This window comes from Roseateles sp. (assembly GCF_965262435.1).
Lineage (GTDB): Bacteria > Pseudomonadota > Gammaproteobacteria > Burkholderiales > Burkholderiaceae_C > Paucibacter_A.
Map to the genome: position 1 here is coordinate 1272480 of NZ_OZ253537.1, position 12618 is coordinate 1285097.

The window sequence follows — 12618 nt, forward strand, 5'->3', positions numbered from 1 at the left end:
GACAGACGCGGCGACGGATCGACCGTAGGCCTGGCCTCCCCGGCTGTGCTCAGCCGCCTCGCGCGCTGCCCTCCACACAAGCACAGTTCCGCCCCTCGTTCTTGGCTCGATAGAGCAGGGCGTCAGCACGCTGGTACAGGCGTTCCGGGCCCTCGCCCGGCCGCATCAGCGCCGCGCCCAGGCTGAGGGTCAGCACCGGCGCTGTCGGGGAGTCCTCATGCGGCAAGCCTTCCGCGGCCATGGCCGCAACCACCGCGTTCGCATGCTCACCCAATTGCTCGGGCCGGATGTCGTAGAGCAGCAGGGCCATCTCTTCGCCGCCCATGCGCGCGGCCAAGTCCAGCGGTCGTTGAGCCTGGCCGGCCAGCACGGCGGCCACGCGCTGCAGGGCACGGTCGCCGGCGTCGTGGCCGTAGCGGTCGTTGTAGCGCTTGAAATGGTCGACGTCGATCAGCATCAGGGCCAAGGGCCGCTCATCGCGCGCCGCCTGCGCCATGGTGGTCTGCAGTTGCTGCTTGAACAGGCGCCGGTTGCTCAGGCCGGTCAACTCGTCGTGCAGGGCCAGCCATTGCGCCAAGCCGCGGTGCAGGAACTGTTCGCGCCGCAGGTACTCGCGCCAGTAGGCGCCAAAGGCACAGGCCAGCAAGGTCAGCAGCAATACCAGCCAGATGCGCAGCAGTGCGTCGCGCAGCGCCTCCTCGGGTGTCAGCACAGCCATGATCAGCACCGAGCTCAAGAAGCTCAGCGCCAGAGCCAGGTGCCAGCGAAAGCGCGCGCCGATGGGCATGAACTGCGTCACCATGGCCAGCACCAGCACGCTGCTCTCGGAGGGCAAGCCCATGCGCTGGTAGCACAGCAAGGCCAGGGCAGCACCGTCTGCCATGGCCAAGCCCATCAGGAACACGGCCCACAGCGTCCGTTCGATGTCGCGCGCCAGGGCCAGCACGGCCAAGGCTAGAAGCAGCACCAGCATCACGCCAAGGCGCAGCTGCTGCACCCGCGCGATCAGGGGCTGGAACTGTGCGGGCTCGCTGAGCGACTGCTGGCGCCAGCCATCCGTCAACCAGAAAATGGCCCAGATCAGCACGGCCAGCAAGGTGGTGCTGATGAAGCGCCAGCGTATGCCCTGGGCACAGTAGCGGCGGTACTCCTGCTCCAGCGGCGGCAAGAAACTCAGGCGGCCCCAACCCCGCTTCAGCTGTTCGCTGTAGAGACTGTTGGCCTGGGGCTCGTCCATGGTGCTGCTGTGGGGCAATGGGGGCCAGCATCGCACAAATTTTCAGAGCCAGCGGTCTGAACTTGCGCAGGCAGCAGGGGCCTGGCTGATACTCTGAGCACCGCAACCTGTGGAGCGAGACCCATGATCGGCTACACCACCCTAGGCACCAACGACCTGCCGCGCGCGGCGGCTTTCTATGACGAGCTGTTCGCCGTCATCGGTATCAAGCGGATGATGGACTTCGGCCGCGGCTATGCCTGGGGAACCGGCATGGACAAGCCCGGCTTCGCCGTCATGAAGCCCTACGACGAGCAAGCCGCCAGCGTCGGCAATGGCGTCATGATCGCCCTGGCCTTGAACAGCGAAGAGAAAGTCCAGGCCCTGCATGCCAAGGCCCTGGCTCTGGGCGGCCAGGACGAGGGCGCACCAGGCCCGCGCGGCGGTGGCTTCTACGCAGCCTATTTCCGCGATCTGGACGGCAACAAGCTCAATGCCTTTTGTGTCAAGGCGGACTGAGCGCAGGGGGTGAGCCGGTAGTCGATAGGGCAGCATGACCGTGGTGCCAGTTCAGAGTTGCATGCGAGCTGCGGCGCGCCTGTTTGGCCTTGGGCGTGGCTGGCTGCTGGGCCTCGCTCTGGCCAGCCCGCACTTGGCGGTTCAGGCGCAGTGCTCGCGCACGATCAGCATGCCTGTCGCGCCGACCGGCTTCAATGCGCTGGTCAAGGGTGAGCAGGTCCAGGGTGTCTACCCAGACTTGATGCGCCAGATTGGCGAACGCCTGGGCTGCGATTTCAGCTTTCCCGTCGTGCCACGGGCTCGACTCGCGCTGATGTTCTTCGACAGCCGCGAAGCTGACCTGTTCCTGCCTGCCTCGCGCACCGCCGAGCGCGACCGCAAAGCCGTGTTCGTGCCCATGCTCAAGCTGACGCCGACGCTGATCACGCTGAAGGCCGGCAAGGAGGCGCCGCCCAGTGATGTGCGCGGCCTGCTGGCGCGCGGCAGCTGGCGCGCGGCCGTCGTGCGCTCCTACACCTGGGGCGATGAATACGATGCCTTGTTGCGCCAGCTGGAGGCCGACAAGCGGGTCGACTATGTGGCTGACCTGCGAACCGTTCTGCTGATGCTGCGCAGCGGCCGGGTGGAGTTCAGCATCTTGCCGCCGACGCTGCTGTATTCGGCCGTTCACGCGCCTGGCCCCGACCAGGAAGCGCTGCCGCAGCTGGCCGCCATCGACGATATGCGCTTCCAGCCGCTGGCCGGACTGCCGCGCTCCGAGGTCGGCGCCTATCTTTCCAACCAGGCCTTGTCGCCAGCCGACCTGGCCCTGTTGCGCGAAGCCTTGGCCCGGTCTGCGCGCGACGGCAGCCTGCTGCGCTCGCTGCAGCACTACTATCCGCCAGAGGTCTTGCGGGCCGATGTGGTGGTGGGGCCTTAGGGAAGCTTGCTCGGGCCGAGCGCTCAGTCCTCGAATCTGCCCAAGCGCACCATGGTGTTCCCCGGCAGCCCATGCTTGAGGCTGGGCATGACCAGCACCGTGTTGGCATAACGTGTCTTGAAGACGGTGTCGCCATCGGCTGCGAACACAGTGCCCGCTTCGGGGATGACATCAAGCCCGCGCACGGGCGACGGCAGGGTGAAGTGGAAGTCGCTGCTCAGGGCGGTGATCGCTTCGTCGACCCGGATGGTGCGCTGGCGCTGCGGCAGAGGCACGCGCAGGCGGGCTTCGGCCCAGTCGGCGCTGACCATGCCGGTCAGGCGCAGGAATCGCACCAGGCCGTCGATGGCCACTTCGGCCGAGCGCTGCTCCCAGTGCTGGCCGCATTCGATCAGCAAGGCGTTCTTCGGGCTGGCTGGGTCGCCGAAACCGCCGCGGTCGCGCATGCGCAGGCCCGAGGGGTGGCCGGTGTCGATCAGCAACTCACCGGGCATGCCCAGCTCGCGCGCAAAGGCTGCGCCCTTGTCCAGCAAGCCGCAGACCATCAAGGGCCGACAGGCGTCTTGCATCGAGTGGATGTCGAACAGGAAATCAGCGCTGTCGACGAAGGGACGCAGGGCGCGAGCACGGCGCAGCTCCAGCGAGTCACGCGGGCCGAACAACTGCGCGTCGCTCCAGACGCGGTTCAAGTCTTCATCGACACAGCGCGACGCGTTCGGGTCGGCCGGGTCGAAGCGCGTGTAGGCCTCAACATTGGCAAAGCTCAGGATCAAGCGCCCTTGCAGCGGCTGCAGTGATCGCCCCATGCCTTGCTGGAACAGCCAGTCCAGGGCGATGGCGCCGCAGAGCTCATTGCCGTGGGTCAGGGCCTGCACCATGACGGTGGGGCCCGGCCGGCCGGAGTCCAGCACATGAACGTAGTCCACGCCGCTGCCACCCTCCCGGTAAGCGCCGATGTCCGGCGGAATCAGTTCAACAGCCATCTCTTCCCGCATGTCCACATCCTCACTCACGATTCACCCGTTCACTCATTCCTTCCGATGCAACACACCCTCCTCGGTGCGTTCATCGGCCTGGAACAGACCCTCCCAACGGTCGCCTGTGGGCCAGTGGAAAACGCCCTGCCCATGTTTGACGCCGCCTGCCCAGGCGCCGCTATAGCGTTCGCCGCTCTTCCAGAAATAGCTGCCCTGGCCATGCGGCTTGCCCGTTTGGAACTCGCCTTCGTAGCGGTCGCCCGAGGCCAGCTCGAGCTTGCCCAGGCCATGCGGCTGGCCTGCCTGGATGCTGCCCTCAAATCGGTTGCCGTTGGCATAACGCAGTACACCCCGGCCTTGTGGCTCAGAGCGGACATAGTCGCCCTCGTACTGCTGGCCATTGGCCCAGCGGTACAGACCCTTGCCATGGGCCACGCCTTGGCTGATCTGGCCCTTGTAGACATCACCGCTGGCGAAGTTGAGCTGGCCGCTGCCTTCCGGGCCGCCGTCGACGACGCTGCCTTCGTACTGGTTGCCATTGGCAAAGTAGAGCTTGCCCTGGCCGGTGGCTCGGTCCGCCACCCAGTCGCCTTCATAGCGCTGACCGTTGGCCCAGATGAACTCGCCCTTGCCCTGGCGCACGCTGCGCACCAGGCTGCCGATGTAGACATCGCCGTTCGACCATTCGACCCGGCCGGTGCCGCTCACGACCTGACCCTCTTCGCGCACGAACTGGCCTTTGTAGCGGGTGTCGCCGGCGCGAATGTCCATCTCCTTGGCGGCCTCCTTGGGCGCGTCCTCGGCGGCCGTTCGAGCCTGGCTGTTGTTGCGTGCCGCTGCGGCTTCGTTGCCGGTGGTCTGGGTGGCGCTCTTCACCGCACCGAGGGCGCCGCTGACGAGCGCGCCCAGGCCGCTGGCTGCGGTGTCGCCGGTGGCTTTTGCACCGCTTGTCGCGGCGGCTGCACCAACTGTCGCTGCCGTTCCGGTCGCAACGCCTGCCACTTTGGCGGCCGTGCCGGGTGTGCTGGCCACCGCGGTGGGCCGCGGCGCCGGTGGCTTGGGCAAAGCCGCCTGGAAGCTGTCTGGCAAAGGCACGGCCGCCCAGGGGGTGCCGCGCTCGCGCGCCAGGGTCTGGATGAAGCTGTTGGCGTTCTCCAGGGCTGCGTCCTTGCACAAGGTGGCGGCGCGCCGCCAGGCGGTCTCGGCAATCATGGACTGGGCCTGGCGCTCGGTCGGATTGAGGCCCGGTGCGGCAGTGCGAAACTTCTGCGCAAAGTCGCGCGCCTTGTCGAAGATGGGGGCGCAGAACTCCGCGTTGTGGGCGTCGATCTCGGTCTGCTCGCGGCGCCGCAGGGCGATCTGCTGTTGGCTGCCGGTGCAGTGTTCAGCGGCCAGGTCCCACATGGTTTCGGCCTTGCTGTAGAGCGATGCCGCATCGCCAAAGCGGCGCTCGCCGAAGGCTTTGGCCGCCAGCTCCTGCAGCGAAGCCGCGTCGCGGTGCGAGAGCTCGCACTGCGAGCCGGCCGCCATGCGCTCGGCCACGGCGGCCCGTTGGCGTTCGTTGTCACCGAGTGCGCGCTGGGCGCGTTCCTGGGCGCGGCCGGTGCAGCCGCCGGTGGCCTGGGTCCAGAGGGACACGGCCTCCTCATAGGCTCGGGCCAGCTCTTCCAGGGGCTTGTTCTGGGCTTGGGCGGTGGCGGCGCGCAGGTCGCTGCTCATGGCCTTGGCGGTCAGCGAAGAGCAGCTTGGCGGTGGCGGTGGTGGGGGGGCTGCCGGCGCGGATGCCGCCCCGTCCGGGGCCGAGGCGGCGTCCGCCGGCAAGCTGGCCGCAGCCGAAGCCGCGGGCGCCGCTGCCAGCACCGGGGCTGCGGTCGACGGGGCTGCGGTGGTTTGTGCCCGCGCGGCGCGCGGGGTGAGGCCGAGCAACAGGGGCAGTGCCAGACAAGCGATCGACAAGCGCATCGAGAAGACCTTCGTTTCCATCGTTACTTTTTGGCCGGGCCGGAGGCCATGGGCATGTCCAGCATGGCATCAATCAGGCCGCGCGCGAAGCGGCCCTGGCCCGGGTCTTCAGGGCCGGAGAAAGAAAAGGCTGCCGGCGCCGAGGCCAGTGGCATGGCGCCGATTTCGAACAGCAGCTCTTCCGGCTTGAAGCCGTTCAGGATGGCTTGCACCTCGTAGCCCAGGCCCTTGGTTTCGGCCAGCTTGCTCAAGGCGTCCAGCCGTTCGGCATCGAAGGCGAAGGCATTGGCGGTGAAGCTGCGCTCGATCAATTTCTGGTGCAGACGAAAGCCGGCCAGCGGGTTGCCCCCAAGCTGCGCGGCGCGCTGGAACGCCCAGCTGTCGGCGCGGTCGAACACGGTGGCGCCAACCCGGGCGACGCCCGACAGCGAGCCGCGGTTGGCGGCCGCCGCCTGCAGGGCGTTCACCACCTGCTGACGGGTCAGCTTTTCGGCCGCGTCGGTGATGCCCTCACGGATGCGTTGCACGGCCAAGCTCTTGCCTTGCTCGATCAGCTGCTGCTTGAGCACTTCGGTCACCACGCTCTGGGCCGCACTCTTGGCGGCCGTGACGGCCGCTTCCGCCGCCAGCGCCGCACCCTTCAGGCCGGTGGCCAGGGTGACCAGGTTGTAGAGCGTGCCGACGATCTTGCTGCCGTAGTGAAAGGTTTTCATGCGGGCGCCGCCTTCTTCCGACAGGCCCTGGGTCCAGAGCACGACCCAAAGCGCTTCGTCATCACTGAGTCCGACCTGGGGCACTTCCAGCGAATGCATGCTGAGCAGCCAGTGGTAGTCCTGCACCTCGGGCGTGCTGGGCGGGGCCAGGCGGGTGTAGCCACGGCAGACCTCGAAGGGCGTGATGACATGCTGCTTGCCAGTGGACAGCACGATTGAAAAAGGGCGGCCGCGGTCGCGGATCTCGGCCAGGCCGTTGAGCATCTGCTCGGTGTCTTCGGTCTTCAGCCCGGCCAGCACGGCCACCTTGTCGCCGAGCTGCAGCGGCGAGCCCGGCGCCGTGGCCACCACGGTCAGACGCTCGTCCACCTGCAGGGCGCGCACCCACGCGACCCGGTCGGTCTCGGACCAGCCGCTGCTGGTGGCCAGGGCAAAGGGCAGCTCCCACTGCTTGTCGCACTCGGGGTCCTTGAGGTCCGCGCTGCGCGCGATGGCCGGGCGGATCGCCTGCTCGCCCATGCCGTAGCTGCGGATGTGGCCGAGCAGGGTTTCGTTGACGGCACGGCCGTCGTCGACGGTGTACTTGGGCCCGGCGCAGGCCGCCAGCAGCAGACAGATGAGCAAGGAGAGCAGATTTCTCATCATCGAACCCGGGTCAAGTGGTAACAAAAGTTTGCAGTGTAGGGGGGCTGCATGGCCATGGATTTCGGCGCGATCTGCCGGACGGCCATTGTTCATCGGCAACAGGCCGCGGGCGGCCCGCTCGCCCTGCCGAAAGGCCTGGGCCCGGGTAGTTTTACCGCCCCGGGCAAGCCCTGGGGTGGCCCTGGAGTGGGCCTGCCTACACTGGCTCGCATGCGAACCCTGAGAACTGAAGATGGCATCCCGCTGCACTGGCGGCAATGGAGCAAGCTGGGGCTGGAGCCAGCGCGCGGCACTGTCTTGTTGGTGCACGGCCTGGGCGAGCATGTCGGTCGCTATGAGACCCTGGCCGGCAAGTTGAACGGCTGGGGCTGGCATGTCGCTGGCTATGACCAGCGCGGCCATGGCGCCTCGGGCGGGGCGCGCGGTGATGTGCCCGATGCCGAGCGCTTGCTGCAGGACCTGGCCCTGGTCATCGATGAGTTGCGCGCCGACCCTCAGCTGGGCCGCGGTCCTTTGCTGCTGCTTGGTCACAGCATGGGCGGCCTGGTGGCCGCACGCTTTGTGGCCGGCGGTCTGGCTGCCAGCTGTGCCGGCCAGTTGCCGGCCTGGTTCCGGCCGGTCGATGCCTTGGTCTTGTCCTCGCCGGCGCTCGACCCGGGCCTGTCGGCCTGGCAGCGTCTGCAGCTGGGCTTGGGCGTGGCCGTGGCGCCGCATCTGGCGGTCGGCAATGGCTTGAAGACGGCCTGGATCTCGCGCCAGCGCTCGGTCGTGCAGGCCTATATCGATGACCCCATGGTGCACGACCGCCTGACGCCGACCTTGGCGCGCATGATTGTCGATGCCGGTGAAATGGTGCGTCAGCATGCCGCCGACTGGGTGGTGCCGACCTTGCTGATGTGGGCCGGCAGCGACCGCTGCGTCGCCCCCGCCGGCAGTGCCGAGTTCGCAGCCGAGGCGCCGCCGGCGGTGCTGCGCGCGCAGTGCTTCGGCCCGCTCTTCCATGAGATCTTCAATGAGCCCGAGCGCGAGCAAGTGTTTGCTGCGCTGCAAAGCTGGCTTGCGGCCCGCTTTTAGCCCAGGTGCCGCGCCCATAGAAAAAGCCCCGTCCTGTTGCCAGGCGGGGCTTTTTGATGGGCGCCACGAGCTTGCGTTCGTGGCGCTCGGCGCGGGTCGGCTTACCTGTTGCAGGTGTTCGCGGCCGGCACGTTCTTGGACACAGCGGCCATGTCGCGGATGTCGACCACGCCGTCGCCGTTGACATCGGCGCGCGGGTCAAAGCCCGGCTGACCAGCGCGCTTGCCCAGCGAGGCGCGCACGATGGACAAGTCGGCGCAGCTGATGCTGCCGTCGCCGTTGACATCACCGTAGAGCTTGATGCTGAAGTCGGCATTCGACACGTCAAAGAAGACGTTGTCGATCGCTTCCACCTTGATGCGGGCCTTGTCGGCGGCCAGCACCGGCAGGGTCACCGAGGCGCTGCCGTTGTTGGGCACGCTGGCGGCCAGGACATGGGGGAAGGTGTTGCCGCCGTCGGTCGACAGGCTCACCTTCACCTGGCTGGTGCTCACCGGTGCGGCATCGGTGTTGGCCACGTTCCAGGTCACCGTGTAGGCCGTGCCGCTGTTCAGCTGCAGGGCCGTGTTGGGCCAGGTCACCAGGAAGGGGCCGGCGGCCGGGGCCAGCACCAACTGCGTGCTGGCGCTGTTGACGCCGCCGCGGCCATCACGCACCGTCAGCTTGAAGTTCAGCGAGGCCGGGCTGGCATTGGTGCCAGCGAAGCCCACGTACGCGGCGGTCGGCAGGTATTCCGAGTAGCAGTCAATCTGCGCCGATGTGGCCGGCGAAGAGGCGGTCGGGCAGGCACCGGTTTCGGCATTGGTGTTGTTCACCAGGATCTGGGCCAGGTCCGGGAATACCCGCGTCGGGTTGGTCGAAACAAAGTTCTCGCCGGGCGAGTTGTACTTCACCGTGTCGGCTTCGCTGACGGCGGCGATGGTGCCGAACTGGCGGAACAGCGGGCCGTTGGTCTTGGCATTGGTCAGCAGGCCGGTGCCGGTACCGGCGCCGCGGTCGTTTTGCTCCCACAGATAGGTGATGGTGTCGCCTTCAGCATCGCTGGCCGAACCGGTCAATGCGAACGGTGTGCGCACCGGGATGGTGTAGGTCGGCGGCACATTCAGCGCCGGGGCGCTGTTGCCGGTGGCGGTGATGGTGTGGCCGCGGCGTGTGCTCAGGCCACCAGCGGTGATCTCGCCGATGTAGTTGCCGGCGCCCAGGCCGCTCAGGCCCAGCATGGGCAGGTTGGTGCCAGCCAGGGAGCCGCTGAAGGTCAGGGTGAAGCCGGTGTCGGTCAGGCTGCTGACCGTGACCGTGCCGCCAGCCGGCCAGCCGGCGATGGCTTCGATCGCGGCCTTGATGCCCGCGGTGGTGAAGTTGGTGCCGCGGATGATGGGGGCCGAGGCATTGCCGCCGTAGCTGAGCTGGAATTGCTGACCATTGGTGTTGAAATTGGTCAGGGCCGCCATCTGCACTTCATTGAGCGATGTTTCCGCGCCCGAGACGTAGGTGGTGATCTCGTCAAAGCTGCGCTGCGACCAGTAGGCGTCGCTGTGCGGTTGCAGATTGTCGGTGCCGCAGATGCCGGCATAGGCCATGATGGACGAGCCCGAGCCCGGCTCCACCGAAGTGCCGGCATTGCGGTTGCCGCCCGTGCAGCTGCCGGTCACGCCGTTGAAGGTGTGGTTGCCGGCGAATTGGTGGCCGATTTCATGCGCCACATAGTCGACCGCGAACAGGTCACCGACCGGGGTGGGTACGCCTGTGCAGCCCTGTGCCTTGGCGCTGCCGCCGACCACACCCAGGCTGGCCAGACCGCCGCCATTGAGGCCGAAGCCGATGTGGCCGACATCGTAATTGCTGGCGCCGATCAGCAGGCCGATGACCTGGCGGTTGCGGGTCAGCGTGCTGCTGGCGCAACCGGCGGCTTGGGTGGTGGTGAAGCAGGCGCTGCCGCCGCAGGGGCCGTTGGCGCCTGTCATCTTGGCAGCGGTGTCCAGGTTCAGCAGGTCGTTGTTGCCGACCAGGGTCAGGCGGATCGAGGTTTCATCCTCGTACACCTGGGTGATGCGGTTGACCAGGGTGACCTTGGCCGCCGTGACATTGGCCGAACCGCCGAAGAAGGTGGCGTAGGACGGGTCAGTCACCAGGGCCAGACGGTAGTTGCGCAGCTGCGTGCCGGTGGCTGCGGTCGGGCTCTGCGACTCGTCCACCACATGGTAGGCCGTGGTCGCCGTGGTGCGTCCGTCGCTGGCAGTGATTTCGTAGGCGCCCAGGTTGCGCGAGGGGTCGGCCACCAGGGAGGTCGACAAGGTGCCGTCCTGGTCGGCGGTGGCGCTGACGGTCTGGCGGCTGCTGGTGTCGGTCTCGGGGTTGCGCACGGTGATGTTCACGGTGGCACCGGGGGCGAAGCCGAAGCCACGCACTTCAACCGCATCGCCAGCATGGTAGAAGCCGCGCGTCAGGGCGATGTGCGCCTCCGTCTGCATGGCTTCGCTCAACGGGCCGTGCTGGTTCGGCAGTTCGCGGCCGTGGTAGCTGGCGTAGAGGCTGTCGTCGAGGTGGAAATAGGGGTCGATGTACCAGGCGCCCTTGGGCGAGCGCACCGAGGCGTGGAAGCCCAGCGGCGTGATGTCCATGCGCACGCTGGCGTTCGGGTCGTCGATCCCCTTGCCGGCATAGGTCTTGATCTCGGGGTGCTTGTCAGCCAGGGCTTGTTCCATCACCGGCGACTCGACCACGGTGAAGCGCTGATAGCCGCCATCGGGATGGGGCAGGGAGATGGTCAGCGGGCTCAGCTGGGCAGCGGCCGTGCGTTCCATCGGCGCATTGGCGGCGAAGGCGGTCAGGCCGAAGCGATCGAGCGTGGTGGCGCGGTACTTGCGCGGCTGCACGGCGGGCACAGCGCCTTTGGCTGAGACCTTGGCCCTGGTGGCCTTGGCGTCTTGCCAGAATGCACCGCTGGGCTGGGCGGCGACTGCCGCGCTGGCGCCGCTGATCGGCGCAGCGTGTGCGGCCGGCATGGCAATCGTGCCGGCCAGCGCCATGCTCAGCACAAGCAGGCTGCTGGTGTGGCGCTGCAGTTCACGCGCGGCGGTGGTGACGGGCGCGCGGCCGGCGCGGCTGGAGGCAGATGCATGCAGTTTCATGAGGAGTCCTTTTTCGGGGCAAACTGGCTGAGGTTCTTTGAGGCGCTGCGTCGCAGCGGCGGCCTTGAAAACCAGTAACGCTGGATTTCCGAGGACCAGACATGCGAGCGCCTGTGAACAAGTGCACGAAGATAGATGACAAGTCTTTGCCCTGTATAGAGGGTCAATCCTCATGAGTACGGCCGTGGACAAGCCGGGTAAGCCCTGGCGTGCCTGGTTGCTGGCCCTGTCCTGCGGCTTCGGCGCGGGTGGCCCGGCGTCGGCGGTCGAGCCCCTGCCCGCCGGGTCGAACCCCCTCATTCAGGTGATCACCGTGGAGCGCGATTGCTTCGGTTGTGCGAACAGCAGCCGCCTGAGCCTGCATCGCAATGGCACAGCCTTGCTGACCCTGAGCGGCAAGGCCCGGCATGGCACGCAGGACCAGCGTTCGCGTGCCAGATTGGCACTGCCGGATTTCGAGGCCTTGGCCGCCCTGCTGCAGGCGCAAGGCTTTTTTGCCATGGCCGAGAGCTATGACGACCCCGAGATGCGCGATGGCGCCTGGGTCAATTGGCAGGTCGAGCGCGACGGCGAGGTCAAGCAGGTGTTCCGTCGCGAGGCCTGCGGCCCGGAAGCGCTGGCGGTCATGGACGCGGCCGTGGCGGACTTGCAGGCCCGGCTGCGCTTCAACCCTGAGCCTTGAAACAGGGGCAGGGTGGCCAAGGGCTGGGGAATCCCCCCGTATCGCCGCATCGTGGCTGATGAAAGACTGCAGTTCACGAAATACACCACGATCTGTGAACCAGATTCAGGTCCATGCGGGGTTTGCTGAGCCGGGTGCCGCAAATCCTCAAACTTGGATGTATTGCCTACAGGGCAGAGGAGAAATCGTCATGATGATGTTGAAGAAGAAAAGCATTGCCGCCGCGCTGCTCTTGGGCGCTCTGGCCTCGCAAGCCTGGGCGGACCCCGCGGTGACCCTGGTCGCGCAGCCGGATCCGGCCGTGGTCGGCACGACCCTGAGTTTGGATGTCCTGATCTCGGGCATCAGCGATCTGTACGCCTACCAGTTCAGCCTGAACTTCAATCCGGCCATCCTTCAGGTCACCGGTGTCAGCGAAGGCGCCTTCCTGGGCACGGCAGGCAATACCTTTGCCGACGCCGGCGTGATCGACAACGCCGCAGGCCAGATCAGCTTTCTCAACAACACCTTGATCGGCAATGTCGCCGGCGCCAACGGCAGTGGCGTGCTGGCCCGGATCAACTTCTCAGTCAGCAGCGTCGGCAGCAGCACCTTGTCGTTTGCGGATGCCTTGTTCCTGAATTCGAATCTGGGTGACATCACCGTGCAGCTCAACGGCCGCACCTTGGATGCCGTGGCCGCCGTGCCGGAGCCCTCGACCTATCTGATGCTGGCCGCGGGTCTGGCTGGGCTGGTGGCTTGGCGCCGTCGTCAGCCCGCCTGAGCGCGTTTCGCCTGAGC

Annotated in this window: 10 protein-coding genes; 5 read left to right on the forward strand and 5 right to left on the reverse strand. The window is 67.0% G+C overall.

All coding sequences use genetic code 11. The features are described 5' to 3' along the window. Nucleotides 1-49: 49 nt before the first annotated feature. Entirely contained in the window at nucleotides 50-1237 is a 1188-nt protein-coding gene (locus ACQY39_RS05525; protein ID WP_428504168.1) for a diguanylate cyclase domain-containing protein, read from the reverse strand. 123 nt (nucleotides 1238-1360) lie between these two features. Here ACQY39_RS05525 and ACQY39_RS05530 point away from each other — a divergent pair, with 123 nt between their 5' ends. Together ACQY39_RS05530 and ACQY39_RS05535 are read left to right on the forward strand one after the other, a co-directional pair. Then, nucleotides 1361-1735: a VOC family protein gene (locus ACQY39_RS05530; protein WP_428504170.1), complete on the forward strand. Its 375-nt coding sequence runs from the start codon at nucleotides 1361-1363 to the stop codon at nucleotides 1733-1735. Between the two features lie 61 nt (nucleotides 1736-1796). After that, entirely contained in the window at nucleotides 1797-2654 is an 858-nt protein-coding gene (locus ACQY39_RS05535) for a substrate-binding periplasmic protein (RefSeq protein ID WP_428504172.1), read from the forward strand. Between the two features lie 23 nt (nucleotides 2655-2677). On the opposite strand, the gene ACQY39_RS05540 is transcribed toward ACQY39_RS05535, so the two are convergent. Genes ACQY39_RS05540 through ACQY39_RS05550 form a run of 3 tightly spaced genes read right to left on the reverse strand, consistent with a single transcriptional unit; the run spans nucleotide 2678 to nucleotide 6948 of the window. Next, nucleotides 2678-3637, reverse strand: coding sequence for a succinylglutamate desuccinylase (locus ACQY39_RS05540; protein WP_428504174.1), 960 nt, complete (start codon nucleotides 3635-3637; stop codon nucleotides 2678-2680). 45 nt (nucleotides 3638-3682) lie between these two features. Then, entirely contained in the window at nucleotides 3683-5614 is a 1932-nt protein-coding gene (locus ACQY39_RS05545) for a hypothetical protein (protein ID WP_428504176.1), read from the reverse strand. A gap of 2 nt (nucleotides 5615-5616) precedes the next feature. Next, nucleotides 5617-6948, reverse strand: coding sequence for a hypothetical protein (locus tag ACQY39_RS05550; RefSeq protein WP_428504178.1), 1332 nt, complete (start codon nucleotides 6946-6948; stop codon nucleotides 5617-5619). 213 nt (nucleotides 6949-7161) lie between these two features. Between ACQY39_RS05550 and ACQY39_RS05555 the strand changes: the two genes are divergently transcribed. Further along, nucleotides 7162-8025, forward strand: coding sequence for an alpha/beta hydrolase (locus tag ACQY39_RS05555; RefSeq protein WP_428504180.1), 864 nt, complete (start codon nucleotides 7162-7164; stop codon nucleotides 8023-8025). 101 nt (nucleotides 8026-8126) lie between these two features. Here ACQY39_RS05555 and ACQY39_RS05560 read toward each other — a convergent pair whose 3' ends face one another. After that, on the reverse strand, nucleotides 8127-11156 hold the full coding sequence (locus tag ACQY39_RS05560) for a M12 family metallo-peptidase (protein ID WP_428504182.1): 3030 nt from the start codon (nucleotides 11154-11156) through the stop codon (nucleotides 8127-8129). 172 nt (nucleotides 11157-11328) lie between these two features. Here ACQY39_RS05560 and ACQY39_RS05565 point away from each other — a divergent pair, with 172 nt between their 5' ends. Further along, nucleotides 11329-11838: a hypothetical protein gene (locus ACQY39_RS05565; protein ID WP_428504184.1), complete on the forward strand. Its 510-nt coding sequence runs from the start codon at nucleotides 11329-11331 to the stop codon at nucleotides 11836-11838. Nucleotides 11839-12028: 190 nt separating this feature from the next. Beyond that, nucleotides 12029-12601, forward strand: coding sequence for a cohesin domain-containing protein (locus ACQY39_RS05570; RefSeq protein WP_428504186.1), 573 nt, complete (start codon nucleotides 12029-12031; stop codon nucleotides 12599-12601). Nucleotides 12602-12618 lie beyond the last annotated feature (17 nt).